Source organism: Micromonospora sp. NPDC000663, from assembly GCF_042898105.1.
Classification (GTDB): Bacteria; Actinomycetota; Actinomycetes; order Mycobacteriales; family Micromonosporaceae; genus Micromonospora.
Map to the genome: position 1 here is coordinate 145,302 of NZ_JBIAYR010000002.1, position 25,904 is coordinate 171,205.

General features: G+C 72.2%; 25 protein-coding genes. 16 read left to right on the top strand and 9 right to left on the bottom strand.

Annotation, left to right across the window (positions count from 1 at the left end):
• The 3 genes from ACFY1S_RS09285 to ACFY1S_RS09295 all read right to left on the bottom strand — a co-directional run bounded on the left by ACFY1S_RS09285 (window position 1) and on the right by ACFY1S_RS09295 (window position 2,837).
• Entirely contained in the window at window positions 1-1,188 is a 1,188-nt protein-coding gene (locus ACFY1S_RS09285) for an NADH-quinone oxidoreductase subunit D (protein ID WP_364372484.1), read from the bottom strand.
• Window positions 1,185-2,462, bottom strand: a complete 1,278-nt coding sequence (locus ACFY1S_RS09290) for an SAM-dependent methyltransferase (RefSeq protein ID WP_387115980.1) — start codon at window positions 2,460-2,462, stop codon at window positions 1,185-1,187. Before ACFY1S_RS09290 ends, ACFY1S_RS09285 begins: the two co-directional genes overlap by 4 nt.
• An 84-nt stretch (window positions 2,463-2,546) precedes the next feature.
• Window positions 2,547-2,837, bottom strand: coding sequence for a hypothetical protein (locus tag ACFY1S_RS09295; protein WP_387114726.1), 291 nt, complete (start codon window positions 2,835-2,837; stop codon window positions 2,547-2,549).
• 51 nt (window positions 2,838-2,888) lie between these two features.
• On the opposite strand from ACFY1S_RS09295, the gene ACFY1S_RS09300 reads away from it, so the two are divergent.
• From ACFY1S_RS09300 to ACFY1S_RS09335, 8 genes are all read left to right on the top strand, one after another.
• On the top strand, window positions 2,889-3,164 hold the full coding sequence (locus ACFY1S_RS09300; protein WP_387114729.1) for a hypothetical protein: 276 nt from the start codon (window positions 2,889-2,891) through the stop codon (window positions 3,162-3,164).
• A gap of 128 nt (window positions 3,165-3,292) precedes the next feature.
• Complete coding sequence (locus tag ACFY1S_RS09305) at window positions 3,293-4,255, top strand: Rossmann-like and DUF2520 domain-containing protein (protein WP_387114732.1); 963 nt, start codon at window positions 3,293-3,295, stop codon at window positions 4,253-4,255.
• Window positions 4,256-4,310: 55 nt separating this feature from the next.
• Window positions 4,311-5,159: a pantoate--beta-alanine ligase gene (panC, locus tag ACFY1S_RS09310; protein WP_387114735.1), complete on the top strand. Its 849-nt coding sequence runs from the start codon at window positions 4,311-4,313 to the stop codon at window positions 5,157-5,159.
• 46 nt (window positions 5,160-5,205) lie between these two features.
• Window positions 5,206-5,634 (top strand): aspartate 1-decarboxylase, encoded by a 429-nt coding sequence (gene panD / locus ACFY1S_RS09315; protein ID WP_387114739.1) that lies wholly within the window; start codon window positions 5,206-5,208, stop codon window positions 5,632-5,634.
• A gap of 96 nt (window positions 5,635-5,730) precedes the next feature.
• Window positions 5,731-6,624 (top strand): septum formation family protein, encoded by an 894-nt coding sequence (locus ACFY1S_RS09320; RefSeq protein ID WP_387114742.1) that lies wholly within the window; start codon window positions 5,731-5,733, stop codon window positions 6,622-6,624.
• A 99-nt stretch (window positions 6,625-6,723) separates the two neighbouring features.
• Entirely contained in the window at window positions 6,724-8,418 is a 1,695-nt protein-coding gene (locus tag ACFY1S_RS09325) for an L-aspartate oxidase (protein ID WP_387114745.1), read from the top strand.
• The gene (nadC, locus tag ACFY1S_RS09330) at window positions 8,415-9,311 is read left to right on the top strand and encodes a carboxylating nicotinate-nucleotide diphosphorylase (RefSeq protein ID WP_387114748.1); all 897 of its coding nucleotides are present in this window, start codon (window positions 8,415-8,417) and stop codon (window positions 9,309-9,311) included. The genes ACFY1S_RS09325 and nadC overlap by 4 nt, the downstream gene beginning before the upstream one ends.
• A gap of 17 nt (window positions 9,312-9,328) precedes the next feature.
• On the top strand, window positions 9,329-10,087 hold the full coding sequence (locus tag ACFY1S_RS09335) for a type III pantothenate kinase (RefSeq protein WP_364372510.1): 759 nt from the start codon (window positions 9,329-9,331) through the stop codon (window positions 10,085-10,087).
• 34 nt (window positions 10,088-10,121) lie between these two features.
• On the opposite strand, the gene ACFY1S_RS09340 is transcribed toward ACFY1S_RS09335, so the two are convergent.
• The gene (locus ACFY1S_RS09340) at window positions 10,122-10,859 is read right to left on the bottom strand and encodes a class I SAM-dependent methyltransferase (RefSeq protein ID WP_387114752.1); all 738 of its coding nucleotides are present in this window, start codon (window positions 10,857-10,859) and stop codon (window positions 10,122-10,124) included.
• Window positions 10,860-10,947: 88 nt separating this feature from the next.
• Between ACFY1S_RS09340 and lysS the strand changes: the two genes are divergently transcribed.
• The 3 genes from lysS to ACFY1S_RS09355 all read left to right on the top strand — a co-directional run bounded on the left by lysS (window position 10,948) and on the right by ACFY1S_RS09355 (window position 15,931).
• Entirely contained in the window at window positions 10,948-12,456 is a 1,509-nt protein-coding gene (gene lysS, locus ACFY1S_RS09345) for a lysine--tRNA ligase (RefSeq protein ID WP_387114754.1), read from the top strand.
• Between the two features lie 110 nt (window positions 12,457-12,566).
• Window positions 12,567-12,911 carry an Lsr2 family protein gene (locus ACFY1S_RS09350; protein ID WP_139582958.1) on the top strand — a complete coding sequence of 115 codons (345 nt, stop codon included), beginning with the start codon at window positions 12,567-12,569 and terminating at the stop codon, window positions 12,909-12,911.
• Between the two features lie 485 nt (window positions 12,912-13,396).
• The gene (locus tag ACFY1S_RS09355) at window positions 13,397-15,931 is read left to right on the top strand and encodes an ATP-dependent Clp protease ATP-binding subunit (RefSeq protein WP_387114759.1); all 2,535 of its coding nucleotides are present in this window, start codon (window positions 13,397-13,399) and stop codon (window positions 15,929-15,931) included.
• A gap of 377 nt (window positions 15,932-16,308) precedes the next feature.
• Here the strand turns inward: ACFY1S_RS09355 and ACFY1S_RS09360 are convergent, their stop codons facing one another.
• Window positions 16,309-17,220 carry an A/G-specific adenine glycosylase gene (locus ACFY1S_RS09360; protein WP_387114762.1) on the bottom strand — a complete coding sequence of 304 codons (912 nt, stop codon included), beginning with the start codon at window positions 17,218-17,220 and terminating at the stop codon, window positions 16,309-16,311.
• A gap of 96 nt (window positions 17,221-17,316) precedes the next feature.
• Between ACFY1S_RS09360 and ACFY1S_RS09365 the strand changes: the two genes are divergently transcribed.
• The 3 genes from ACFY1S_RS09365 to ACFY1S_RS09375 all read left to right on the top strand — a co-directional run bounded on the left by ACFY1S_RS09365 (window position 17,317) and on the right by ACFY1S_RS09375 (window position 19,233).
• On the top strand, window positions 17,317-17,829 hold the full coding sequence (locus ACFY1S_RS09365) for an ACT domain-containing protein (RefSeq protein ID WP_364372523.1): 513 nt from the start codon (window positions 17,317-17,319) through the stop codon (window positions 17,827-17,829).
• The gene (locus ACFY1S_RS09370) at window positions 17,826-18,398 is read left to right on the top strand and encodes a peptide deformylase (protein WP_387114765.1); all 573 of its coding nucleotides are present in this window, start codon (window positions 17,826-17,828) and stop codon (window positions 18,396-18,398) included. The genes ACFY1S_RS09365 and ACFY1S_RS09370 overlap by 4 nt, the downstream gene beginning before the upstream one ends.
• 118 nt (window positions 18,399-18,516) lie before the next feature.
• Window positions 18,517-19,233, top strand: coding sequence for a hypothetical protein (locus ACFY1S_RS09375; protein ID WP_387114768.1), 717 nt, complete (start codon window positions 18,517-18,519; stop codon window positions 19,231-19,233).
• A 6-nt stretch (window positions 19,234-19,239) separates the two neighbouring features.
• Here ACFY1S_RS09375 and disA read toward each other — a convergent pair whose 3' ends face one another.
• From disA to ACFY1S_RS09395, 4 genes are all read right to left on the bottom strand, one after another.
• Window positions 19,240-20,424: a DNA integrity scanning diadenylate cyclase DisA gene (disA, locus tag ACFY1S_RS09380; RefSeq protein WP_203178413.1), complete on the bottom strand. Its 1,185-nt coding sequence runs from the start codon at window positions 20,422-20,424 to the stop codon at window positions 19,240-19,242.
• A 131-nt stretch (window positions 20,425-20,555) separates the two neighbouring features.
• Complete coding sequence (radA, locus tag ACFY1S_RS09385; protein ID WP_364372530.1) at window positions 20,556-22,013, bottom strand: DNA repair protein RadA; 1,458 nt, start codon at window positions 22,011-22,013, stop codon at window positions 20,556-20,558.
• Between the two features lie 85 nt (window positions 22,014-22,098).
• Window positions 22,099-22,872: a hypothetical protein gene (locus ACFY1S_RS09390; RefSeq protein WP_387114773.1), complete on the bottom strand. Its 774-nt coding sequence runs from the start codon at window positions 22,870-22,872 to the stop codon at window positions 22,099-22,101.
• Window positions 22,873-23,012: 140 nt separating this feature from the next.
• Window positions 23,013-23,852: a UbiA family prenyltransferase gene (locus ACFY1S_RS09395; RefSeq protein WP_387114776.1), complete on the bottom strand. Its 840-nt coding sequence runs from the start codon at window positions 23,850-23,852 to the stop codon at window positions 23,013-23,015.
• A gap of 45 nt (window positions 23,853-23,897) precedes the next feature.
• Here ACFY1S_RS09395 and ACFY1S_RS09400 point away from each other — a divergent pair, with 45 nt between their 5' ends.
• Together ACFY1S_RS09400 and ACFY1S_RS09405 are read left to right on the top strand one after the other, a co-directional pair.
• Complete coding sequence (locus ACFY1S_RS09400) at window positions 23,898-24,671, top strand: methyltransferase domain-containing protein (RefSeq protein WP_387114779.1); 774 nt, start codon at window positions 23,898-23,900, stop codon at window positions 24,669-24,671.
• A gap of 40 nt (window positions 24,672-24,711) precedes the next feature.
• Window positions 24,712-25,878, top strand: a complete 1,167-nt coding sequence (locus ACFY1S_RS09405) for an acyl-CoA dehydrogenase family protein (RefSeq protein WP_387114783.1) — start codon at window positions 24,712-24,714, stop codon at window positions 25,876-25,878.
• The last annotated feature ends 26 nt before the right edge of the window (window positions 25,879-25,904 follow it).

Below are 25,904 nucleotides of genomic sequence, written 5' to 3' on the forward strand. Positions count from 1 at the left end.
TCACTTGTCGATGTCGCCGACCACGAAGAACATCGAGCCGAGGATGGCGATCAGGTCCGGCACGAGGCAGCCGGGGAGCAGGGTGGCCAGCGCCTGCACGTTGGCGTACGACGCGGTCCGCAGCTTCAACCGCCACGGCGTCTTCTCACCCCGCGACACGAGGTAGTAGCCGTTGATGCCGAGCGGGTTCTCCGTCCAGGCGTACGTGTGCCCCTCTGGTGCCTTGAGCACCTTCGGCAGTCGGGTGTTGATCGGCCCGGTCAGCCGGTCCACCCGGTCGAGGCACTGCTCGGTGAGGTCCAGCGAGGCGTACACCTGGTCGAGCAGCACCTCGAAGCGGGCGTGGCAGTCGCCGGCGGTCCGGGTGACCACGGGCACGTCCAGTTCGTCGTACGCCAGGTAGGGATCATCGCGGCGCAGGTCCAGGTCGAGCCCGGAGGCGCGGGCCACCGGCCCGGAAGCGCCGAACGCGGCGGCGTCGGCGGCGGAGAGCACACCCACGCCGACGGTGCGGGCCAGGAAGATCTCGTTGCGCCGGATCAGGTGGTCAAGGTCCGGCAGCCGGCGGCGCACCTCGGCGATGGCCGCCCGGGCCCGCCCGGTCCAGCCGTACGGAACCTCCTCCTTCAGGCCACCCACCCGGTTGAACATGTAGTGGATCCGCCCGCCGGAGACCTCCTCCATCACCGCCTGGATGGTCTCGCGTTCCCGGAACGCGTAGAACATCGGCGTGATCGCGCCGATCTCCAGCGGGTAGGAGCCGAGGAACATCAGGTGGTTGAGCACCCGGTTCAGCTCCGCGAGGGCCATTCGCAGCCAGGTCGCCCGCTCCGGTACCTCCATGCCCATGAGGCGTTCCACGGCGAGCACCACACCCAGCTCGTTGGAGAACGCCGACAGCCAGTCGTGCCTGTTGGCCAGCACGATGATCTGCCGGTAGTCGCGGACCTCGAACAGCTTCTCCGCGCCCCGGTGCATGTAGCCGATGATCGGTTCGCAGGCGACCACCCGTTCGCCGTCGAGCACCAGCTTCAACCGCAGCACACCGTGCGTCGAGGGATGCTGCGGGCCGATGTTCAACACCATGTCGGTGCCGAGCTGCTGATCGCCGGTGCCGGCGACGAGGCCGGCCCCGGTGCCGACGGTCAGTTCACGGAGGTCCCCGGCGTCGGTGGTCATGCCCGTCATCGTGCCACGGCGGCGGCGAGTGGGATGCCGACCGGCTGGCGCAGCCACAGGTGCCCGCCGAGCCCGGCCGGGTCGGTCAGCTCGGCCACCGCCGACGCGGCGGCAAGCGCCCGCACGTAGCCGGCCGGGTCGGTACCGGCCAGGCTGAGCGGCGGTCGCCCGCCGTCGGCCCCGAGCGCCCGCAGCGCCTCGGCCTGCGACACCAGGGAGTACGCGCACCGGGCGACCGCCGCGCCGGCGGAGGCGACCGAGTCCATCGCCACGTGCGCGGTCACGTCTGTCGTCCCGTCCAGCACCGGCGGCACCTGCCGCCCACCCCGGTATCCGGTCAACGTCCCGTCCACCGGTCTGTCGCCGCTCAGGTGCCCGTAGTCGACCGCCACGGCCAGCCCTCGGCTGATCTTGCGGACTGCGTTCGCCCAGGCTTCGTCCCTCGGTCTGCCGATCTCTGCGCGGTGGTCGTAGTGGGGGGTTTCCGGGCAGCCCGGCCGGCTCCGGGCGGTCAGGCTTGATCCCTGCGCCGGCCGGGCTGCCCGGAAACCCGACTCGTTCTCGCTGGTCGCGTCGGTCGAGGTCAGACCACTGCCCGAATCAGGGTCTGCGGGGGGCGGGCTCGTGGCGCTGGGCCACCACGTCGTGAGCCAATCCAGGTCAGCCGGGCCGACCGGCTCACCAGTCGATTCGGCACCACTCTCGGGCTCGACCAGCACGTATCGCCAGCCGTCCTCGGCGTGCACCGCCACGTCCAGCGGGACGTTGTCCAGCCATTCGGTGGCGATCAACAGTCCGGTGATCTCGGCGGGAATCTCGGCTGTCCAGTTGATGTCTTCGGGCAGGTTTTCGGGGCGGTCGGCGTACTCGACAGCTGTGAAGCGAACCCGTTCCGCGAGCGACGGATGGACATTGCCGGACGACGGATCGGCGGGCGGCCGACGGACGGACGCCGTGGAAGTCAGGGTTTCCGGGGAGCCCGCCCACGGAGGGATCAAGCCTGACCGCTCGGAGTGGGCGGGCTCCCCGGAAACCCCCACCGCGAGCCCGGCGAGAGAAATCAGCAGCTCCCCCCGCCCAGCCCCCACGTCCACGACGTCGAGACGGGGAGGGTGCCCGAGTGCCGCGTCGACCTGCGTGACCAGGCGCAGCAGGGCTGTGGCGAAGGCGGGCGAGGCGTGCACGCTGGTGCGGAAGTGGGCGGCCGGCCCGCCGCCGGCCACGAAGAAGCCGCCCGGCCCGTAGAGGGCGTGACTCATGGCGTCCCGCCACGGGATCGGCATCAGCTCACCTCGGGGTTCAGCAGGTGTCACCGTGCCGACCCTACGGCCACCCGCTTCCCGATCCCCGACGACCGGCTTCGTGCTTCAGGACCGGAAGTAGTGCCCTTCGTTCAGGTCGGCGATCAGGCCGGGGTGGGTCGGGGTCCAGCCCAGCAGTTCGCGGGTGATGGCGGACGACGTGGGGTTGTCGATCTGGACGAACGATCCGAGGAAGCCGAAGTGGTCGTCGGCCTCGGCGGGGCTGATGCTGCGGACCGGGATGCCGAGGTTGTCGCCGATGGCCGCCGCGATCTGCCGGAAGGAGACGCCCTCGTCGGCGGCACCGTGCAGGCGTGTACCGGCGGGGGCGTTTTCGAGGGCGAGTCGGTAGAGCACTGCCGCGTCGAGCGTGTGGACGGCCGGCCACCTGTTGGTGCCCTCGCCGAGATGGTCCGGGCACGGCAGGCAATCATCGAGAGCAGCCCGGAGCTGCAGGAGCGTGAACTGCGCAAGTCGGGCTCCCTGGCGGCCGCGGTCACCGCCGCCCTGCGCGCCAGGGGCCTCGACGGGACCACGGCCACCCTGGCCACCGAGTCGGGTGCCACGGTCTTCCGGGCCGCGTTCGCCCGCTGGATCGCGCCCGGCAGCGACGCCCCGCTCAGCGACCTGATCGCCGAGGTCGCCGCCGAACTGCGCGCCATCACGTCGGCCCCGACGCCCTGACCTCAGCCGACCCCGATCGGGCCGTCTCGACGGTGGTGAAGGTTTTCACACATGCTTGTCCCGGTTCGGCAGGCCGGGCGCATACTTGCGATCGACCGGTACCCCTTCTCGAGGACTGGATCGTCGTCATGAGCGCACCGCTGCGCCCGCGCCCTGGGCCCGCCGCATCGCGGGATCGCGCCGTTCCCGGCGCCCGCGCCACCTCCCGCCTGCTCACCGTCGGTGTCGTCGGCGCGGGCCGCGTCGGAGCCGTGCTGGGCGCCGCGCTCGCCGCCGCAGGGCACCACGTGGTCGCCGTCACAGGCGAATCCGGAGCCAGCCGGGCACGCCTCGCCCTGCTGCTGCCCGACGTGCCACGCCACCCCGCCGTCGCCGTCGCGCACGCCGCCGCCGACCTGCTGCTGATCGCCGTACCCGACGACGCGCTGGCCGGGGTGGTCGCCGACCTCGCCGAACAGGGCGCCCTGCACCAGGGGCAGGTGGTCGCGCACACCTCCGGCGCGCACGGTCTGGGCGTGCTGGCGCCGGTCACCGCGGCCCGCGCCCGGCCGCTCGCCCTGCACCCCGCCATGACCTTCACCGGTACGCCTGACGACCTGGCCCGCCTCGACGGCATCTCGTACGGGGTGACCGCCCCGGCGGAGTTGCGTCCGCTGGCCGCCCGTCTGGTCACCGACCTGGGTGGCGTGCCCGAGTGGGTGGCCGAGATGGACCGCCCGCTGTACCACGCGGCGCTGGCACACGGCGCGAACCACCTGGTGACCCTTGTGAACGAGGCGACCGACCGGCTGCGGGACGCCGGCGTGGGCCGGCCCGAGAAGGTGCTCGCCCCGCTGCTGCGGGCCGCCCTGGAGAACGCGCTACGCCTCGGCGACGACGCGCTGACCGGCCCGGTCTCGCGGGGTGACGCGGGCACCGTGCGGCGGCACCTGGCCCGACTGACCGCCACCGCCCCGGAGTCCGTTCCCGCGTACCTGGCGCTGGCCCGTCGTACCGCGGACCGCGCGATCGCCGCCGGCCGGCTCCGGCCGGTGGACGCGCAGTCGCTGCTCGGGGTTCTTGCCGATCCGGATCGGGAGGTGGCCGCGTGAGCGCGAGGAGTGAGCCGATCCTGCGAGCCCCGCAGTCGCGAACCGAGGTGGCGCCGTGACGCTGCTCGTGCACACGCGCGCCGAGTTGGCCGAGGCCCGGGCCGGGCTGAAGGGCACCGTCGGTGTGGTGATGACCATGGGCGCCCTGCACTCGGGGCACGAGACGTTGATGCGCGCGGCCCGGGAACAGGCCGACCACGTGCTGGTGACGATCTTCGTGAACCCGTTGCAGTTCGGGCCGAACGAGGACTTCGACAGGTACCCCCGGACCCTCGACACGGACCTGGAGGTGTGCCGGCGGGCCGGCGCCGACGTGGTCTTCGCCCCGTCGGTGGCCGACATGTACCCCGACGGCCAGCCCCGGGTACGCCTCGACCCCGGTCCGCTCGGGGCGGAGCTGGAGGGCGCGAGCCGCCCCGGCTTCTTCCACGGGGTGCTCACAGTGGTGCTGAAACTGCTCCAGCTCACCCGACCGGACCTGACGTTCTTCGGCGAGAAGGACTACCAGCAGCTCACCCTGGTCCGGCGGATGGTCCGGGACCTGGACGTGCCTGTCGAGGTGGTCGGCGTGCCGACGGTGCGGGAACCGGACGGGCTGGCGCTGTCCAGTCGTAACCGCTACCTGAGCGAGTCGGAGCGGGCTGCCGCCCTGAGCCTGTCCGCCGCGCTGCGGGCCGGCGCGCGGGCGGCCGACGAGGGCCGGGACGCGGGCGCGGTGCTGACCGCCGCACATGCCGCGTTCGGTGCGGGTACGCCCGGCGCCCGCCTCGACTACCTGGTGCTCACCGATCCCGAGTTGGAGCCGGGGCCGGTGTCCGGGCCGGCCCGGCTGGTGATCGCCGCGTGGGTAGGCGCGACCCGCCTGATCGACAACGCGGCGATCCACCTGGCACCCCGTCCCTGACCAGGCCGCCCCCCACCTCCACCACCTTGGCGAAAGGCCACTTCCGATGCTGCGGACCATGCTCAAGTCGAAGATCCACCGGGCCACGGTCACCCAGGCCGATCTGCACTACGTGGGTTCGGTGACTGTGGACGAGGATCTGCTCGACGCCGCCGACCTGCTCCCCGGCGAGCAGGTGGCGATCGTGGACATCACCAACGGCGCCCGGCTGGAGACGTACGTGATCCCCGGTGAGCGGGGCAGCGGCGTGATCGGCATCAACGGTGCCGCCGCGCACCTCGTACACCCGGGTGACCTGGTCATCCTGATCTCGTACGGGCAGATGGACGACGCCGAGGCCCGGTCGTACCGGCCTCGGGTGGTGCATGTGGACGCCGACAACCGGGTGATCGAGCTGGGTGCCGACCCGGCCGCGGTGGCCCCCGGCACGGCCGGTGACCCGGTGCCCAGCCCGCTGGCCGTGTCCGCCGTGTGATCCCCCGCGTCGTGATTCCGCTCTGTTACCGGAAGGTCATGTCCGGTTACCCTTGGCCCGCCGGCGAAAGCTGGTCGGTGGCTGGGGGAGGCCGCTATGCGTCGTGCCACGACGACCGTGTTCGCCGCTGCCGTGGCGGCGGTGCTGCTGGTGGGCTGCGCCGGGTCCGGCGGCCTGGACGGTGACCTGACCGACGACTGGGCCGCGATGGCTGCGCCATCGGCGTTCACTCCGGCGGCAGGTGTGTGTCAGGCCGCCGACTTCACCGACGTGGTCACCCTGGCCGGCTACCAGCCGGTGGACTGTGCCGGCCCGCACCGGCTGGAGACCGTGCATGTCGGGGCGTTCCCGGCCCAGCGGGCGACCGCCCCGGCGGGTGGTTCGGCGGAGCTGCGGGGCGCGTTCGCCGAGTGCGACACCCGGGCGACCGGGTACGTCGGTGACGACTGGCGGGCCGGCCGGCTGCGGTTGTCGGTGGCGCTGCCCTCCGGGCCGGGCTGGGCGGCGGGCTCCCGCTGGTTCCGGTGCGATCTCACCGAGTTGAACACCGTCGAGGCGGCGGCGACCGTGGTGGTCCGCTCGGGCAGTCTGCGGGACGCGTTGAAGAGCCCATCGCCGCTGCGGCTTGGTTGCCAGCAGACCCGTGGTGCGGCCGGGCGTGTGCAGACGCTTGTCCCGGTGGAGTGCGGCAGGCAGCACGACGCCGAGTTCGTCGGGGTGTGGCGTGCACCGGACACGCCGTACCCCACGAAGGACGCCGACTGGGCGCCGCTCTACACAGGCTGCCGCAGCGCCCTCGGCCGCTACGTGGGCGTGCCCGACGACGCCGAGCTGCGCTTTCGCAGCGGGGTGGTGGTCCGCCCACCGGGGGCCGGGCGGTGGCGGGTCGGTGACCGGGGCGTGCGCTGCTACCTGTGGCTCAGCGACCGTACGGTGACCGCCTCGCTGAAGGGCGCGGGCCCGGCGGGTCTCCCGGTCCGGACGAAGTGACCATGGCCCGGCGGTCGGCGCGGCCCGGGACGGGGTAGCCGATACCACTCGTCCCGCCCCCGCCGCCCCCGACGAGGATCGTTCGGGTTGACTGGGGGGATGGACCTTCCGACCGTCGACCTGCCGGCCCTGCCCCCGCTGCTGGCCGCGCCCGAGCCCGGCTGGGTGGAGACCACCGACGTGATCGTGGTGGGGTCCGGGGTGGCCGGCCTGACCGCCGCGCTGCACCTGCGGGAGGCGGGTCTGCACGTCACCGTCGTTACGAAGGTCAACATTGACGACGGCTCGACCCGGTGGGCGCAGGGCGGCATCGCCGCGGTGCTCGACCCGGCGGACACGCCCGCGGCGCACGCGCGGGACACCGAGGTCGCCGGGGTGGGGCTCTGCGACCCGGCGGCGGTGCGGGTACTTGTCGAGGAGGGCCCGACCCGGCTGCGGGAGCTGATCCGGATCGGCGCCGAGTTCGACCGTCACCCGGACGGCTCGCTGATGCTGACCCGCGAGGGCGGGCACCTGGCGGACCGCATCGTGCACGCCGGCGGGGACGCCACAGGCGCGGAGGTGCAGCGTGCCCTGCACGCCGCCGTGCAGCGCGACCCGTGGATCCGGCTGGTCGAGCACGCCCTGGTGCTGGATCTGCTGCGGGCGCCAGGTGACGGCCCGGACGGGCTCGGCCCGGCCTGCGGCATCACCCTGCACGTGCTCGGCGAGGGCAGTGAGGACGGCGTGGGCGCCCTGCTGGCCCGTGCGGTGGTGCTTGCCACCGGCGGGATGGGGCAGGTCTTCGCGGCCACCACCAACCCGGCGGTCTCCACGGGCGACGGGGTGGCGCTGGCGATGCGGGCCGGCGCGGCCGTGACCGACGTCGAGTTCGTCCAGTTCCACCCGACCGCCCTGATCACCCCGTCCGGCGCGGGCGTTCCCGGTGCCGGGCACGCGCAGCAGCCACTGGTGTCCGAGGCGCTGCGCGGCGAGGGCGCGTACCTGGTGGACGGCGACGGCAAGCGGTTCATGGTGGGCCAGCACGAGCTGGCCGAGCTGGCCCCCCGGGACGTGGTGGCCAAGGGCATCCACCGGGTGCTGCTGGCCACCGGCGCGGACCACGTCTTCCTCGACGCCCGGCACCTCGGCGGCGCCTTCCTGGCCGGGCGGTTCCCCACAATCGTGGCGTCCTGCCTGGCCATCGGCGTCGACCCGGCCACCGACCTGATCCCGGTCGCGCCGGCCGCCCACTACGCCTCCGGAGGCGTCCGCACCGACCTGCGCGGCCGCACCTCCATCCCCGGCCTGTACGCCTGCGGTGAGGTGGCCTGCACGGGTGTGCACGGCGCGAACAGGCTGGCCAGCAACTCGCTGCTGGAGGGGCTGGTGTTCTCCCGCCGGATCGCCGACGACATCGCGGCGGGCCTGCCCGAGCAGGCCCAGCCGGCGGACACCGGCGCCTGGCGGGGCGGCGGGGGGTGGGTGCTGCCGGCCGAGGCCACGCCCGCTCTGCAACGGGCGATGACCCGGGGGGCGGGGGTGCTGAGGTCGGCGGCGACGTTGGCCGCGACGGCCGGGACGCTCACCGAGCTGGGCACTGCCCGGGGCCGGCCGAGGACCGCCGACTGGGAGGCGACCAACCTGCTCACTGTGGCGTCCGCGCTCGTCGCGGCGGCGTACGCGCGCGGCGAGACCAGGGGTTGCCACTGGCGGGAGGATTTCCCGACGGCCGACGAGCGGTGGCTGGGCCACCTGGTCGGTTCGATCGGGGCGGAGGGCCGGTTGACGCGGCGGTGGGAGGAGAACGCATGACGGAGTCGACGCGGACGGCGCTGCTGGCGGCCGGACTGGACCCGGAGCAGGTGCGGCGGGTGATCGAGACCGCACTCGTTGAGGACCTGGGACCGGAGTTCCTGGACGTGACGAGCGTGGCCACCATCCCGGCCGAGCAGAGCGACACCGCCGACCTGGTGGCCCGCGCCGACGGGGTGCTGGCCGGGATGGCCGTGGCCGCGGCCGTGTTCGAGCTGGTGGGCGAGGTGACCGGCTCGGGGCGTACCGTCGAGGTGTCGGTGCTGGCCCGCGACGGCGAGCGGGTGGCCCGCGGCGAGGTGCTGGCGACGGTGACCGGCCCGACGCGGCTGCTGCTCACGGCCGAGCGGACGGCGCTGAACCTGCTCTGCCGGATGTCCGGGGTGGCCACCCACACCCGTGCCTGGGCGGACGCCCTGGCCGGCACGAAGGCCATGGTGCTGGACACCCGCAAGACGACGCCGGGCCTGCGGGCGCTGGAGAAGTACGCGGTGCGGGCCGGCGGTGGCACCAACAAGCGGATGGGCCTCTACGACGTGGCCATGATCAAGGACAACCACAAGCTGGCGGCCGGGGGGATCACTGCGGCGTTCCGGCGGGTCCGCGAGGCGTTCCCGGAGGTGCCGGTGCAGGTCGAGGTGACCACCGTCGCCGAGGCTGTGGAGGCGGTGGAGGCGGGGGCAGACTTCCTGCTCTGCGACAACATGACGCCCGAGGTGCTGGCCGAGGCGGTGGCCGCGGTGGGTGACCGGGCGGAGCTGGAGGCGACAGGCGGGCTGACCCTGGAGGTGGCGGCCCGGTACGCGGCCACCGGCGTCGACTTCCTCTCGGTGGGCGCGCTGACCCACTCGTCGCCGATCCTGGACATCGCGATGGACCTGCGCACCGGGTAGTTGTCTAGGCTGCGACAGTGCTGCTCTGCATCGACATCGGAAACACCAACACCGTGCTGGCGACCTTCGACGGCGACAAGCTGGTGCACTCCTGGCGGATCAAGACCGATGCCCGCTCGACGGCGGACGAGCTGGGCCTGATGTTCCGGGGCCTGCTCGCCGGGGACAACGTCGAGATCACCGGTGTGGCCGCCTGCTCGACGGTGCCCGCCGCGCTGCGGTCGCTGCGTACCATGCTCGGCCGCTACTACGCGGACCTGCCGAGTGTGATCGTCGAGCCGGGCGTGCGCACCGGGGTGCAGCTGGCCATCGACAACCCGAAGGAGGTGGGCGCCGACCGGGTGGTGAACACCCTCGCCGCGTACACCCTCTACGGCGGGCCGTCGATTGTGGTGGACTTCGGCACCACCACCAACTTCGACGTGATCAGCGGGCGGGGCGAATTCCTCGGTGGGGCGTTCGCCCCGGGCATCGAGATCTCGTTCGACGCGCTGGCCGCGCGCGCCGCCCAGCTGCGCAAGGTCGAGGCGACCAAGCCCCGTTCGGTGATCGGCAAGAACACCGTGGAGTGCCTCCAGGCCGGCCTGTACTTCGGCTTCGCCGGGCAGGTGGACCGGATCGTCGAGCGGATGACCGAGGAGTTGGGCGAGGTGAAGGCGGTGATCGCCACCGGTGGCCTCGCCGCACTGGTGATCAACGAGTGCAGCACCATCACCCACCACGAGCCGATGATCACGCTGATCGGCCTGCGGATGGTCTACGAACGCAACGTGTGACCCGGCCGCCGTCGAGGCTGGCGTCCTGCCGGCCTCAGCGGCGCCGGGCCCGCAGGACGAGCGTCCGGTACGGCAGGTCGACGGTTTCCCGCCCGGCCAGCTCGGGATGGTTCGCGAAGAGGTCGCGCAGTTCCCGGTCGATGCGCTCCCGCCGCTCGGCAGGTGCGGTGAGCCAGTACGAGCGGGTGTGCAGCAGCGCCGTCACCTCGTCGGGCGTGAGCGTCGTGTGGTGCGTGAACTCCCTCAGCTCGACAGGTGTGAAGGCCGAGCCGAAGTCCTCGTACCGCCCGGCGACGTCGCCGGCGCTGTCACCGAGGTGGGCGATCCGACCCAGCTCGGCCACCCACGAGACCCGGTCGTCCCGCAGGTTCCAGATCGGGGCGAACGTCCCGCCGGGCCGCAGCACCCGGGCGATCTCGGCGTGCGCCCGTTCCCTGTCGAACCAGTGGTACGCCTGACCCACCACCACGGCGTCCGCGACCCCGTCGGGCAGCGGGATGGCCTCGGCGCCGCCGGCCAGCGCGTGGCCTCCGGGAGTGGCGGCGTCCAGTTGGGCGCGCATCTCCGGGTCCGGCTCCACAGGCGTCACCTCGTGCCCGAGGGCGAGCACCTGACGGGTGAGAATGCCGGTGCCCGCGCCGAGGTCGACGATCCGACCGTCGCTGAGCCCGTCGAGCGCCCACCGGAGGGCGGCTTCCGGATAGCGCGGACGAAACCTGTCGTAATCGCTCGCCGCAGCGCCGAAGGAGAGGGCCTGAGTGTGATCGACCATGACGGGCAGGTTATCCGGTAACAGCCCTCCGACCGCTTGAGTACGCTCGGGCCTGACCCCTGTATCTCCCGTGACGAGGAAGCGTGCCGTGAGCGAGCAGAACGCCGTACCAGTGGACCCCGCCGACGACCTTCCGGAGCAGATGAAGGTCCGCCGGGAGAAGCGGGACCGGATGCTCGCCGAGGGCGTCGAGCCCTACCCGGTCGGTTTCTCTCGCACCACGACGCTCGCCGAGATCCGTGCGAAGTACGCGGATCTGCCCACCGACACCGCCACCGGTGACGAGGTCTCGGTCACCGGCCGGGTGATCTTCGTACGCAACACGGGCAAGCTCTGCTTCGCGACCCTGCGCGACGGCGACGGCACCGAGTTGCAGGCGATGCTGTCGCTCGACCGGGTCGGCCCGGAGCGGCTGGAGGCCTGGAAGCGCCTCGTCGACCTCGGCGACCACGTCGGCGTCACCGGTGAGGTGATCACCAGCCGCCGGGGTGAGCTGTCGGTGCTGGCGCGGCGGTGGGAGATGACAGCGAAGGCGCTGCGCCCGCTGCCGGTGGCGCACAAGCCGCTCTCCGAGGAGGCCCGGGTCCGTCAGCGCTACGTCGACCTGATCGTCCGGCCGCAGGCCCGGCAGATGGTCCGCACCCGGGCGGCGGCCGTACGCAGCCTGCGTGATTCGCTGCACGGGCAGGGCTTCATCGAGGTGGAAACGCCGATGTTGCAACTCCTGCACGGCGGTGCGGCCGCTCGGCCGTTCGTGACCCACAGCAATGCGTTGAACACCGATCTGTATCTCCGAATCGCGCCGGAACTGTTTCTCAAGCGCGCCGTGGTCGGTGGCGTCGATCGAGTCTTCGAGATCAACCGCAACTTCCGTAATGAGGGTGTCGACTCTTCGCACTCACCGGAGTTCGCGATGCTGGAGACGTACCAGGCGTACGGCGACTACGACACGATGGCCGAGTTGACCCGCAATCTCGTGCAACAGGCGGCGATCGCGGTCAGCGGCTCGACCGTGGTGACCCACGCCGACGGGCGTGAGTTCGACCTGGGTGGCGAGTGGCGCTCGGTGACGCTGTTCGGGGTGCTTTCCGAGGCACTCGGCGAGGAGGTCACGGTGCGCACCGAGCGTTCCCGCCTCGTCGAGTACGCGGACAAGGTGGGATTGGCCGTGGACCCCAAGTGGGGGCCGGGCAAGCTGGCTGAGGAACTGTTCGAGGAACTGGTCGTTCCCGGCCTGCAGGCGCCCACCTTCGTGCGGGACTACCCGGAGGAGACCAGCCCCCTCACCCGGGCGCACCGCAGCGAGCCGGGGCTGGCCGAGAAGTGGGACCTCTACGTGCTCGGATTCGAGCTGGGCACCGCGTACTCCGAGCTGGTGGACCCGGTGGTGCAGCGGGAGCGGCTGGTGGCCCAGGCGCAGCTGGCCGCGCGGGGTGACGACGAGGCCATGCGTCTGGACGAGGACTTTCTCCGGGCGATGGAGTACGGAATGCCGCCGGCCGGCGGTATGGGAATGGGAATCGACCGGCTCTTGATGGCCCTGACCGGGCTCGGAATTCGGGAAACGATCCTCTTCCCGTTGGTCCGCCCGGAGTAGTCCGCCCCGCTCACAGCGAGCTGTAACCGCATCCTATTGACGGGGCAAGCAGCGCGCGGGTTATTGTGCTCTCGTTAGCAGGAGTGCCCTGCTCGAAAGGAATGTGGGACGTGGCCAAGCAGATCATTCACAAGCTGGTCGATGACCTGGACGGCGGGGACGCGGACGAGACCGTCAAGTTCGCCCTCGACGGCGTTCAGTACGAGATCGACCTGTCGAGTTCCAACGCCGCGAAATTGCGCGACGTATTCGCGCCGTACGTGGGTGCCGGCACGAAGGTGGGCCGGGGTGGCGTCGTGATCGGTGGGCGGGCTGCGCGTGGCCGGGGCGGCGCGACCGCCGACCGCGAGCAGAACAAGGCGATCCGGGAGTGGGCCAAGAAGGCTGGCAAGGACATCTCGGACCGGGGCCGCATCCCGCAGGAGATCGTCGACGAGTTCCACGCCAAGCGCTGACCCGTCAGCAGCCTGGGCGCAGGCGACAACGACGCCGGACCGGAGCATTCCTCCGGGCCGGCGTCGCCGTATCCACCCCCGTGTCCGGTTCGTGGAGCCGGGAAGCTTCCGGAGCCGACGGGCGTTGTCCACAACCAGTGGAGCAACTTTCCACAGCCTGTGGACAACCGTCCCCGGGGTCGTGCGCGGCGTTCGCGCGGCGGCGACCCACCCCCTCGGAGGGCTTCCGAGGCCGGAGAAGGGCCCTCGTCGCGTCAGTCGGATTTCGCTCTGCGCGTAGCGACAGGGGTACCGGAACACCTCCTGAGCGCGGACGGTTGTTCAAAACGACGTGCAACCGACCCAGACCGGAGACACACGACCACGGCTGAGTCGGTCAGCGGCGATAGAGTAAGGAGGCACGGACGCCCGTCCTGGACGTTCGCGCACCGGCCCCGCCAAGATCTTGACCATCAAGGCGCACGGCACGTGAGGAGCACGAGGGCATGTTCGAGCGGTTCACCGACCGAGCGCGACGGGTTGTCGTCCTGGCCCAAGAAGAGGCCCGGATGCTCAACCACAACTACATCGGTACGGAACACATCCTGCTGGGCCTGATCCACGAAGGTGAAGGCGTCGCGGCAAAGGCCCTGGAGAGCCTCGGCATCTCCCTGGAGGGCGTCCGCCAGCAGGTCGAGGAGATCATCGGCCAGGGCCAGCAGGCGCCGAGCGGGCACATCCCGTTCACGCCGCGGGCCAAGAAGGTGCTGGAGCTGTCGCTGCGCGAGGCGCTGCAGCTCGGCCACAACTACATCGGCACGGAGCACATCCTGCTCGGTCTGATCCGCGAGGGTGAGGGCGTCGCCGCCCAGGTGCTGGTCAAGCTCGGCGCCGACCTCAACCGGGTCCGCCAGCAGGTGATCCAGCTCCTCTCCGGCTACCAGGGCAAGGAGCCGGCCGCCGCTGGCGCCGCGCCCGGCGAGGCCGCGCCGTCGACCAGCCTGGTGCTGGACCAGTTCGGCCGCAACCTGACCCAGGCCGCCCGCGAGGGCAAGCTCGACCCGGTCATCGGGCGCGAGAAGGAAATCGAGCGGGTCATGCAGGTGCTCTCCCGCCGTACCAAGAACAACCCGGTCCTGATCGGTGAGCCCGGCGTCGGTAAGACCGCCGTGGTGGAGGGGCTTTCCCAGAAGATCATCAAGGGCGAGGTGCCCGAGACTCTGAAGGACAAGCAGCTCTACACGCTCGACCTGGGTGCGCTGGTCGCCGGTTCCCGCTACCGCGGTGACTTCGAGGAGCGCCTCAAGAAGGTGCTCAAGGAGATCCGCACCCGCGGCGACATCATCCTGTTCATCGACGAGATCCACACCCTGGTGGGTGCGGGTGCCGCCGAGGGCGCGATCGACGCGGCGAGCATCCTCAAGCCGATGCTGGCCCGTGGCGAGCTCCAGACCATCGGTGCCACCACGCTTGACGAATACCGCAAGCACCTGGAGAAGGACGCCGCTCTCGAGCGCCGGTTCCAGCCGATCCAGGTGGGTGAGCCGTCGCTGGCGCACACCATCGAGATCCTCAAGGGCCTGCGCGACAGGTACGAGGCGCACCACCGGGTGAGCATCACCGACGCCGCCCTGGTGGCCGCCGCGACGCTTGCCGACAGGTACATCTCCGACCGCTTCCTCCCGGACAAGGCGATCGACCTGATCGACGAGGCCGGCGCCCGGATGCGAATCCGTCGGATGACCGCGCCGCCAGACCTGCGTGACTTCGACGAGCGCATCGCCCAGGTGCGTCGCGACAAGGAGTCCGCGATCGACGCGCAGGACTTCGAGCGCGCCGCCCAGCTGCGCGACAAGGAGAAGCAGCTCCTCGGCCAGAAGGCTCAGCGGGAGAAGGAGTGGAAGGCCGGTGACCTGGACGTCGTCAGCGAGGTCGACGACGAGCAGATCGCCGAGGTGCTCGGCAACTGGACCGGCATCCCGGTCTACAAGCTGACCGAGGAGGAGACCTCGCGCCTGCTGCGCATGGAGGACGAGCTGCACAAGCGCGTCATCGGCCAGGAGGACGCGGTCAAGGCGGTCTCGAAGGCGATCCGGCGTACCCGGGCCGGCCTGAAGGACCCGAAGCGCCCGTCGGGCTCGTTCATCTTCGCCGGCCCGTCCGGTGTCGGTAAGACCGAGCTGTCCAAGGCGCTCGCCGAGTTCCTCTTCGGCAGCGAGGACGCCCTCATCCAGCTGGACATGTCCGAGTTCCACGACCGCTACACGGTCTCCCGGCTGGTGGGTGCCCCTCCCGGCTACGTCGGCTACGACGAGGGCGGGCAGCTGACCGAGAAGGTGCGGCGTCGGCCGTTCTCGGTGGTTCTCTTCGACGAAATCGAGAAGGCCCACCCGGACGTGTTCAACACGCTGCTCCAGATCCTGGAGGACGGTCGGCTCACCGACGGTCAGGGTCGGATCGTGGACTTCAAGAACACGGTCATCATCCTGACCACCAACCTGGGCACCCGTGACGTCGCCAAGGCGGTGTCGCTGGGCTTCCAGGCGTCGGAGGACTCCGAGTCCAACTACGACCGGATGAAGCAGAAGGTCAACGACGAGCTCAAGCAGCACTTCCGGCCTGAGTTCCTCAACCGGATCGACGACACCATCGTCTTCCACCAGCTGCGCCAGACCGAGATCCTCTCGATCGTGGACATCATGATCCAGCGGATCGAGACGCAGCTGCGCAACAAGGACATGGGTCTGGAGCTGACCGACAACGCCAAGAAGTACCTGGCGGCGAAGGGCTTCGACCCGGTGCTCGGTGCCCGTCCGCTTCGTCGCACGATCCAGCGCGACATCGAGGACAACCTCTCCGAGCGGATTCTGTTCAACGAGCTGACCCCCGGTCAGATCGTCGTGGTGGACTGCGAGGGCGACCCGAACGACATCGACAAGTCCAAGCTCGTGTTCCGGGGCGCGGAGAAGCCGGTGGAAGTTCCGGACGCCGTGCCGGCCGACCTCGGTGGCAGCGCCGCCACCGCGGGCGCGGACGAGTAAACAGCACGCAACGGGGGCGGGGCCCGGTGGCATGAGCCACCGGGCCCCGCCCTTTCGTATCCGCCGCGTGGTGGGCGTCCGCTTCCTCGCGTCCACCGCAGGGGCGCAGCCGCGGCCGGGGCACGCTCCTTGTCGCGGCCGCCGCAGGGGCGCAGGGGGAGCGCGTCTTGTCGCGGGCGGGGCCAGGTCGTGGGGCCTGGCCTCGCTCGGTGGCAAGACCGCGCCCCATGCTCGAGATGCGGCGCTACGTGCGTTCGCGCACGGCCGCGCGCTGGCACGACATCAGGGAAACTGCTGCCTTACGGCGGCCTGAGGCAGCAGTTTCAAAGATGTTGGGCAGATCTTGGCGACCTTCGGGTCCGACAGGGCCGGACGGTTCAGGTGGTGAGGTCGGCGGTGGGCAGGGACGGGCCGTCGCCGACCAGCCGGAAGGAGTCGGCGCCGACCGCTTCCACGAGCCCGTCCTGGACCAGACCCGCCAGAGCCCGCGCGCGCTGCACGTCGTCGGTCCAGACCTGGTCCAGCCGCTGGTACGGCACCGGCCCGGTGGTCTCCCGCAGCACCCCGAGCAGCAGTCCGCGTACCTGCCGGTCGGTGCCCGCGTACCGCTGGGGGCGGCGGGTCGGTCCGGTCGGCGCCTCCTGCCCGGAGGCCCGCCACGCGCAGATCGACTCGACCGGGCAGGCCGTGCAGCGGGGTGACCGGGCCGTGCAGATCACGGCGCCCAGCTCCATGAACGCGGCGCTCGCCAGGGCCGCCGCGGCGGGCTCGGCGGGGAGCAGTTCCTCCGTGGCGACCAGGTCGGCGGGTCGGGTGACGGGGCCGGCGTCCGGCTCACCGGCGACCGCCCGGCAGACCACCCGACGTACGTTCGTGTCGACCACCGGGTGCCGCTGCCCGTACGCGAACGCGGCCACCGCCCGCGCCGTGTACGTGCCGACGCCCGGCAGCGCCAGCAGCTGCTCCAGCCGGTCCGGCACCTGCCCGCCGTGCCGCTCGACGATCGCGACCGCGCACTCCCGCAGTCGGACGGCGCGGCGCGGGTAGCCGAGGCGTCCCCACATGCGGATCGCCTCGGCGGGGGTGTCGCCGGCCAACGCGGCGGGCTCCGGCCAGCGGGCCAACCAGGCCTGCCAGGCCGGCACCACGCGGACCACGGGTGTCTGCTGGAGCATGACCTCGCTGACGAGGATGGCCCACGGGGTGACGCCGGGCTCGCGCCACGGCAGGTCACGGGCGTGCTGCCGGAACCATCGGCTGACCAGGGTGGCGAAATCGGGTTGTGTCATGGCGTCGTCGATGATGTCACGGGGTGTGTTCCCGCTGATTGGGCGGATCGGGCGGGGCGTCGCGGCGGCGGTGGACGGATCGGAGAGAATGCCCGGATGAACGAGCTCGCGATCACCGTCATCGGCCGGGACCGGCCGGGCATCGTGGCCGACGTCGCGGAGGTGCTGGCCCGCCTGGGCGCGAACCTCACCGACAGCACGATGACGCGGTTGCGGGGGCATTTCGCGATGACCCTCATCTGCACGGGCCCGGCCGCCGCCGAGGTCGAGGCCGCGCTGGCGCCGCTGGCCGCCCAGGGGCAGCTCCTGGCGACGGTACGCGAGGTCACCCCGGACGGTGAGGTGCCTCCGGTGGGTGAGCCGTACGTGATGGCGGTGCACGGGTCGGACCGGATGGGCATTGTGGCGGCGATGACCCGGGTGCTTGTGGACGCGGGTGGGAACGTGACGGATCTGAGCACCCGGTTGGCTGGTTCGCTCTACGTGGTGCTGGCGGAGGTCGAGTTGCCGGCGGGTGTGGCCGAGACGCTTGTGGACCGGTTGGATCGGACGGCTGCCGAGTTGGGCGTGGGGGTCACCCTGCGGCCGGCGGACCCGGACCTGCTGTGACCGGGGAGCAGAGCGGGGCGTACGCCGGGCTGGGCGGTTGGACGCCTGAGTCGCTGCCGGTGGAGGGGGAGATCCGGGCGGTGGTGTCCGCCCCGAATCCCGTGTTGAGCCGGGCCGGCGGTGTGGTTGATCCGACGTCCTCCGAGACGGTCCGGTTGGCTGCCGACCTGGTGGCGACGATGCGTGTCTCGCCGGGGTGCGTGGGGTTGGCCGCACCGCAGATCGGGGTGGACGCACAGGTCTTCGCGGTCGACGTGACAGGGCATCCGAAGGCGGTCACCGTGCACGGCACGTTCGTGTTGTGTAACGCCCGGGTGGTTGAGGCCACCAGGTGGAAGCCGGGCCGGGAGGGGTGCATGTCGGTGCCGGACCTGACCGGGGACGTGAAGCGGGCCAGCCGGCTGGTGGTGGAGGGTGACCTTCCGGGCAGCGGGGCGTCGGTGCGGCTGGTGACGGACGGCTTCGAGGCGCGGGCGTTGCAGCATGAGATCGACCATTGCGCGGGGCTGCTCTTCCTGGATCGTGTGGCCGGGGCGCACGCGGTCTACCAGCGCAAGGTCTACCTCTGAACGGGGGCGTGACCTGCCGTCGTTCAGTCCTCAGTGGACGGTGGGGGCGGCGGGTCGGTGGTGCTCCGGCGCGTCGCGCCGGGCTGGCGGGTGTCGCGCGGCTACCGTGGGGGGCATCATGCGTCTGACGGTCGGCCCCCTGCCACCCGCCGTGTACTGGCGGCGTCGCGTCGTCGTACTCGGAGCGGGGCTTCTCTTCCTGATTGTCCTGCTCTACTCCTGCACCGGCTCGGATCGAGCGGGTCAGCCGAAGGCGGGGGGCTCGCCGGCGGCGACGTCTGCTGCTCCGGCGGCTGGCGGTCCGGTGCTGACACCGCAGTCGGGGGCGCCGTCCGGGACACCGTCCGCGTCCGCTGATCCGGACACGTCGACGCCGAGCCCGGAGATCACCAGCAACAACCCGCCGCTCGGCGCCGCCGCCGGCTCGGTGGACGACGGCACCTGCACCGATGCCGAGATCAGCGTGACGGCCGTGGCGCAGCCGGTCACCGCGCAGCGCGGGACTGTCGTCAACCTCCAGCTCAGGATCAAGAACATCTCCGACCGGACGTGCAGCCGCAACGTCGGCGCCGACCTTCAGGAGATCTTCATCAAGTCCGGCGCCGAGAAGGTCTGGTCGTCGGACACCTGCGGTAAGGCCAAAGGCTCGGACGTGCAGTCCTTCACGCCCAACTTCGAGCGCTCCTACGAGGTGGGCTGGAACGGCCGGGACACCAGCCGCTGCGACGACAACGGCTTGGCGGCCGGCCCGTTCCCGCCTGCGGGGAGCTACCAGGTGCTGGCCCGGGTGGGTGGCAAACTCAGCGCGCCCGTGAAGATCACCGTCACCGGCTGAGCCGGATCAGACGTACCGTTCCAGGATGGACGCCTCGGCGAGCCGGGACAGGCCCTCCCGGACGCCCCGGGCGCGGGCGTCGCCCACCCCCTCGACGGCCTGGAGGTCTTCCACTGTCGCGCCCAGCAGCCGCTGGAGGCTGCCGAAGTGCAGCACCAGACGGTCGACCACCGCCACCGGCAGCCGGGGCACCTTGGCCAGCAGCCGGAAACCGCGCGGGCTCACGGCGGCGTCCAGCGCGTCCGATGCGGCCGGGTAGCCGATCGCCTTGGCCACCGACACCAGGTCGATCAGCTCGGTGGCACCGAGCAGGTCCAGCTCGACGAGCGCCTCGTCCAGGGTGCGGGACTTGCGGCCGACCGGGAGGTAGTCCCGGATGACGAGCGTGCGGTCGGCGTCCACACCGGCCATCAGCTCGTCGAGTTGCAGGGCGAGCAGTCGGCCGTCGGTGCCCAACTCGACCACGTAACCGGCGATCTCGTCGGCGATCCGGCGGACCATCTCCAGCCGCTGCACCACTGCCACCGCGTCGCGGACGGTGACCAGGTCTTCGATCTCCAGCGCGGAGAGCGTCCCGGAGACCTCGTCCAGTCGGAGCTTGTAGCGCTCCAGGGTCGCCAGGGCCTGGTTGGCGCGGGACAGGATGGCCGCCGAGTCGTCGAGCACGTGACGCTGGCCGTTGACGTAGAGGCTGATGATCCGCATGGACTGGCTCACCGAGATGACGGGATAGCCGGTCTGCCGGGCCACCCGCTCGGCGGTGCGGTGCCGGGTGCCGGACTCCTCGGTCGGGATCGACGGGTCGGGCATCAGGTGTACCGCGGCCCGGACGATCCGGGTGCCGTCGCTGGAGAGCACGACGGCGCCGTCCATTTTGCACAGCTCACGCACCCTGGTCGCGGAGAACTCCACGTCCAGGGGGAAACCGCCGGTGCAGAGGCCCTCGACGACCTTGTCGTACCCGAGCACGATGAGCGCGCCGGTGCGGCCGCGCAGAATGCGCTCCAGGCCGTCGCGCAGCGCGGTGCCGGGCGCCATCAGGGCGAGGTTGGCCCGCAGCGGATCCCCGGCGCCTCCGGCGGCTCCCGCCGTCACGCTCACGCTGATCGGGCGGGCGGGCGAGCCCACGGCGCCGGTGCGGGCATGGGGCGGCGCGCCGGCAGGCTTGGTGGTATCGCGGTCGATCGGCACGGGCACAGTCTACGGACTGCCGTGCGGTGGGTGCTGTCGTGGTTACTGTGATGTGTCACGATGCCGCCCTTTTCCAGGTTTCCCGCTTGGGGCGGGCTGTCCGGTATCGCCCTCCCCGCCGGCACGGTGGGTCACTCGGCGGACGCGCGCGCCGCATGTTGCAGCGCCGAACGGACGTCGGTGACCTCGGTCACCCGCATCTGCTCGGGGCCGGCGCCGGTGCTCGCCGGGCCGCAGCCGGGTGGTACCAGGGCCACCTTGAACCCCAGCCGGGCCGCCTCCGCCAGCCGGCGTGGCACCGCGCCGACCCGACGCACCTCGCCGGTGAGCCCCACCTCGCCGATCGCCACCAGGTGCGGAGCGATGGCCAGGTTGAGCCCGCCCGAGGCGACCGCCAGGGCTACCGCAAGGTCAGCGGCCGGCTCCACCACCCGGATGCCGCCCACGGTGGCCGCGAAGACCTCCCGGTCGTGCAGGGTCAACCGCTCCGTACGACGTTGCAGCACCGCCAGCACCATGGCCAGCCGGGCCGAGTCGAGACCGGAGACGGTGCGTCGGGGCGAACCGGCCACCGTCGCGCCGATCAGCGCCTGCACCTCGGTGACCAGGGCCCGGCGCCCCTCCATCGCCACTGTCACGCAGGTGCCCGGGACCGGCTCCGAGTAGCGGGTCAGGAACAGCCCGGACGGGTCGGCGAGGCTGCTGATGCCGCCCTCGTGCATCTCGAAGCAGCCGACCTCGTCGGCCGCGCCGAATCTGTTCTTCACGCCCCGCACCAGGCGCAACGAGGAGTGCTTGTCGCCCTCGAAGTGCAGCACCACGTCGACCAGGTGCTCCAGGACCCGGGGGCCGGCGACCTGGCCGTCCTTGGTGACGTGCCCGACAAGCACGGTGGCGATGCCCCGCTCCTTGGCGACCGACACCAGCGCGGCGGTGACCGCTCGCACCTGGGTCACCCCACCCGGCACCCCCTCGGTGCCTGTGGTCGAGATGGTCTGCACCGAGTCGAGCACCAGCAGCCCCGGCTTGACCGCGTCGAGGTGGCCCAGCACCGAGGCCAGGTCACTCTCGGCCGCGAGGTAGAGCTGGTCGTGCAGGGTGCCCATCCGCTCGGCACGCAGGCGCACCTGGCTCACCGACTCCTCACCGCTGACCACCAGCGACGGGCTGCCGGCGCCCACGGCCCACTGCTGCGCCACGTCGAGCAGGAGGGTCGACTTGCCCACGCCTGGCTCGCCGGCGAGCAGCACCACCGCCCCCGGCACCAGGCCGCCGCCGAGCACCCGGTCCAACTCGCTGACGCCGGTGGGCCGGGCGCGGGCCGGGGCGGCGCTGATCGTGGCGATCGGTCGGGCCGGCTCGGACGGCATCCGCGAACTGACCACCCGGCCGGAGACGGTCGGGCCGGTCACCGTCGACTCGACCACCGAGCCCCACTCGCCGCACTCCGGGCAGCGCCCCACCCACTTGGGTGGCTGGTGCCCGCAGGCGTCGCACTCGTACGCCGGACGCGGCTCGCGGGCGGCGGACCGGGCGCGGGGGGCACCGGCCGTGCCGCCGCGCGCAGAGGTCGATCGGGAGGTGGTCACATCAGGACGCTAGCCCGCTCGTACGACGAAAACACCCCGGCGTGGTGGTCACCACGCCGGGGCGTTCGTCGATGTCGGGTGGAGGTCAGCTGTGGCCGGAGCCGCCCTCTTCATCCCCGTAGCCGCCCTCGCGCTCGATGATCGGCGACGGAGGCGCAGCAGGGGTGAGCGGCACCGCGATCGGCGCCTGGCCGGTGACCGTGTTGCCGTTACCGAAGTCGAAGGTCACGAAGACGTTCTGGCCGGAGCGCAGCGCCTCCTTCAGGCCGATCAGCCGGAGCTGGGTGGTCGCCTCGGAGTTGAGCTGGAGGTAGCTCAGCGGGGCCAGCTCGATGCGGGCCGGCTGACCCGGCGCGGCCGGGCTGGCCGAGCCCGACGCCCGCGCCGACTCCGGGGCGGACGGCGTGGCCGAGGACGACCCGGTCTCGGAGGGGGTCGCGGACGGGCTGGCCGAGCCGGACGTCGACGGGCTGGCCGAGCCGGATGGGGACGGGCTGGCGGAGGTCGACTCCGAGGCGGACGGCGACGGGCTCGCCGAGCCGTCGCTGATCACCACCTCGCGGGCGCTGTCGGTGGTGACGGTGACCGTCACCGTCTCCTTCGAGTCGTTGTAGATCACGGCGTTGAGCAGGGCGTCCTGACCGGCCCGGTAGCCCTCGGCACCCGGGTAGTCGACCAGCAGGCCGCGTACCGAGAACGAGCCGTTGCTGGTCGTGAGGCTGACGCCCTGGACCGAAGCCTCCTTCTCGGCGGTCTCGGCGATCTGACCGGTGCCGCAGCCGGACGCCAGCAGGCTGGCCGTCGCGATCCCGGACAGCAGCAGGGCCGCCCGCCGGGAACCCCTGATCGAGCGCGTCACGTCGGTCCTCCTCGTCACAATCCCCACCCGGCCTCCACGCCGGGCACGGTGGCCATACCCGCGCAGACCGCGCTCCAGGGTAGTTGGAGCTGATCGAGGCCCGCACACGGACCCGGCAATGCCACCTGCCCGGGTGCCGGTCAGACGACCCGACCGCTCGCCACCAGCAGGACCACGTCGACGAGGGCGATCAGCATGACTCCCCGGAAGGCGGCCACCGGCCGCCGGCCGGCCCGGAGCGCGGAGCGTCCGGCGTACCAGCTCAGGGGTGGCACCACGGCGGCCGCGCCGACCGCCGCGACGCCGACCACCGACGGCGGCCCGGGCGGCCCGACGACCAGGGCGGCGGTCGCCGCGAGCAGGAGCGCGGCGGCGGCGATCCGGCTGCCTGCCGCGCCGAGGCGGTGCGGCAGGCCGCGTACGCCGGTGCGGGCGTCGTCGGCGAGGTCGGGGAGCACGTTGGCGAAGTGGGCGCCGGCGCCCAGACACGCAGCCGCGACGAGCAGCCACGCCGGCGGGGCCGGCTCGCCGGGCAGCGCCAGCACGATGAAGGCGGGCAGTGCCCCGAACGAGACCGCGTAGGGCAGCACCGAGAACGCGGTGGCCTTGAGCGGCCAGTCGTAGAGCAGCGCCGAGACCAGGGCGACGGTGAGCCAGAACGCCGCCGTGGGGTTCGTGGTCAGCGCCAGCAACGGGCAGGCCAGCGCGGCCGCCGCGGCGGCCCAGGCCGTGGTGCGCCGGCCGACCGCGCCGGCGGCGACAGGTTTGTCGGTACGCCCCACCGTGGCGTCCCGCTCGGCGTCCAGCGCGTCGTTGGTCCAGCCGACGGCGAGCTGGCTGGCCAGCACGGCGAGCACCACCGAGGCGATTCCGGAGGGTCGGTGCCCCACCCCCCACGCCAGCAGACCGGCCACCGTGGTCACCGCGGCGGCCGGTTCCGGGTGGCTCGCCCTGACCAGCCCTAACACCCTCGACGACATAAGGGAAGTCTGGTCGTTACCGAGCAGTCGTGCCACGCTCGTGCCATGCGAGACGTGGCTGCGGCCCCGGCGTCCGCCGGCACCCGGGTGCTGCCGCGCAACGATCCACGGCAGTACGACGACCTGGCCGGTGAGTGGTGGCGGCCGGATGGCGCGTTCGCGATGCTGCACTGGCTGGCCGAGGCCCGCGCGGCGATGGTGCCCCCGGCGGGCCGTCCCGACGCGCTCCTGGTCGACCTGGGCTGCGGCGCCGGTCTGCTCGCGCCGCACCTGGCCGGCAAGGGTTACCGGCATGTAGGTGTCGACCTGACCCGTTCGGCGCTCGTGCAGGCCGCCGAGCACGGGGTACGCGTCATCCAGGCCGACGTCACGGCGGTCCCGCTGCCGGACGGCTGCGCCGACGTGGTCTCCGCCGGTGAGCTGCTGGAGCATGTGCCGGACTGGCCCCGCGCGGTGGCCGAGGCGTGTCGGCTGCTGCGTCCCGGCGGGCTGCTGGTGCTGGACACCCTGAACGACACGGCGCTGGCGCGGCTCGTCGCGGTACGGATCGCCGAGCGCCTGCCGACGGTGCCGCGTGGCATCCACGATCCACGGTTGTTCGTGGACGCTCGCCGGTTGGTGGCCGAGTGCGCCCGGCACAGCGTCGACCTGCGGCTGCGCGGCATCCGGCCGCAGGCCGGCGGTCTGCTGGCCTGGCTGCTGCGGCGGGCCGGCGCGTCCCGGTCCACCGGTGCGGCACCGGCTGGCCGGGTGCCGCGGATCGTGCCGACCCGGTCGACGGCCGTGCTCTACCAGGGCCGGGGGGTCCGCAACGGATAGTGGGCCGTGGCGGGGGTACAGACACCGAGGAGGGGGCGATATGACGGTGCATACGCTTGAGGCGGCCCGCCGATTGGCGCCGCGGTTCGCCGCGCGGGCGGCGGAGCACGACCGGGACGGCTCCTTCCCGGTGGAGGACTTCCGTGACCTGCGGGACGCGGGCCTGTTCGGGCTGATGGTGCCCCGGGCGCTTGGCGGTCTCGGGGCCAGCTTCGCCGAGTACGCCGCAGTGGCCACCGAGTTGGCCCGGGGCAACGGCGCGACGGCTCTGGTGTTCAACATGCACGCCTCGGTGACCGGCGCGCTGGGAGCGGTGACCGAGGAACTGGCCGAGGCGCTGGGCGTGCCGGACGAGGCGTTGGTCGCCCGGGACCGGCTGCTCACCGCCGCAGCGCAGGGCTCGTGGTACGCGGTCGCCATGAGCGAACGCGGTGCCGGTGCCCGGCTCTCGCAGTTGAGCACGGTCTACGAGGCGACCGACGGTGGCTGGCACCTCAAGGGCAGCAAGACCTTCTGCTCGGGGGCCGGGCACGCCGACGGCTACCTGGTGGCCGCGCGCAGTGCCGCCGATCAGTCGGTGGTGTCCCAGTTCCTGGTCCCGGCCGGCGACGGGTTGACCGTCGAGCCGACCTGGGACGCGCTCGGCATGCGGGCCACCTCCTCGCACGACCTGCACCTGGACGTCACAGTGCCGGCCGACCGGCTGCTCGGCGGCGTGGAGGGGCTGGCCCTGGTGGTCGCCCAGTTGATGCCGCACTGGCTGGTGGCGAGTTACGCGGCTGTCTACGTGGGGGTGGCCCAGGCGGCGATCGACGCGGCGGCCGAGCACCTCAACGCCCGTAACCTGGCCGGCCTGCCGGCGGTGCGGGCGCGGCTGGGTCGGGCGGACGCGGCGACGGCGGCGGCCCGGCTGGTGGTGGCCGAGGCGGCCCGCCGGGTGGACGAGGAACCGGGCGACGCGGAGACCAACCGCTGGGTGTGGCGGGCCAAGTTGCTCGCCGGCACCACGGCGGCCGACGTGGCGGCATCGGTGCTGGAGGCGGCGGGCACCTCGGCGACGCGACGCGGCCACCCGTTGGAGCGGCTCTACCGGGACGCCCGCTGCGGGTCGCTGCACCCGGCGACCTCGGATGTCTGCGCCGACTGGCTCGGCGTCGCGGCACTGGGCGGTGACCCGGACCGCGATGGATCGACTCCTCGTTGGTGAGTCGGCGCGGCACGACTGACGTGGAG

What these genes read in the sequence shown, in the direction of transcription:
- ACFY1S_RS09340 (WP_387114752.1), bottom strand. Translation starts at nt 10,859, where the DNA reads ATGGTCGATCACACTCAGGCCCTCTCCTTCGGCGCTGCGGCGAGCGAT.
- ACFY1S_RS09395 (WP_387114776.1), bottom strand. Translation starts at nt 23,852, where the DNA reads ATGTCGTCGAGGGTGTTAGGGCTGGTCAGGGCGAGCCACCCGGAACCG.
- ACFY1S_RS09290 (WP_387115980.1), bottom strand. Translation starts at nt 2,462, where the DNA reads ATGCCGATCCCGTGGCGGGACGCCATGAGTCACGCCCTCTACGGGCCG.
- ACFY1S_RS09320 (WP_387114742.1), top strand. Translation starts at nt 5,731, where the DNA reads ATGCGTCGTGCCACGACGACCGTGTTCGCCGCTGCCGTGGCGGCGGTG.
- ACFY1S_RS09300 (WP_387114729.1), top strand. Translation starts at nt 2,889, where the DNA reads ATGGTCCGGGCACGGCAGGCAATCATCGAGAGCAGCCCGGAGCTGCAG.
- ACFY1S_RS09405 (WP_387114783.1), top strand. Translation starts at nt 24,712, where the DNA reads ATGACGGTGCATACGCTTGAGGCGGCCCGCCGATTGGCGCCGCGGTTC.
- ACFY1S_RS09360 (WP_387114762.1), bottom strand. Translation starts at nt 17,220, where the DNA reads ATGACACAACCCGATTTCGCCACCCTGGTCAGCCGATGGTTCCGGCAG.
- ACFY1S_RS09355 (WP_387114759.1), top strand. Translation starts at nt 13,397, where the DNA reads ATGTTCGAGCGGTTCACCGACCGAGCGCGACGGGTTGTCGTCCTGGCC.
- ACFY1S_RS09400 (WP_387114779.1), top strand. Translation starts at nt 23,898, where the DNA reads ATGCGAGACGTGGCTGCGGCCCCGGCGTCCGCCGGCACCCGGGTGCTG.
- ACFY1S_RS09285 (WP_364372484.1), bottom strand. Translation starts at nt 1,188, where the DNA reads ATGACGGGCATGACCACCGACGCCGGGGACCTCCGTGAACTGACCGTC.
- ACFY1S_RS09375 (WP_387114768.1), top strand. Translation starts at nt 18,517, where the DNA reads ATGCGTCTGACGGTCGGCCCCCTGCCACCCGCCGTGTACTGGCGGCGT.
- ACFY1S_RS09365 (WP_364372523.1), top strand. Translation starts at nt 17,317, where the DNA reads ATGAACGAGCTCGCGATCACCGTCATCGGCCGGGACCGGCCGGGCATC.
- panD (WP_387114739.1), top strand. Translation starts at nt 5,206, where the DNA reads ATGCTGCGGACCATGCTCAAGTCGAAGATCCACCGGGCCACGGTCACC.
- ACFY1S_RS09325 (WP_387114745.1), top strand. Translation starts at nt 6,724, where the DNA reads ATGGACCTTCCGACCGTCGACCTGCCGGCCCTGCCCCCGCTGCTGGCC.
- ACFY1S_RS09305 (WP_387114732.1), top strand. Translation starts at nt 3,293, where the DNA reads ATGAGCGCACCGCTGCGCCCGCGCCCTGGGCCCGCCGCATCGCGGGAT.
- nadC (WP_387114748.1), top strand. Translation starts at nt 8,415, where the DNA reads ATGACGGAGTCGACGCGGACGGCGCTGCTGGCGGCCGGACTGGACCCG.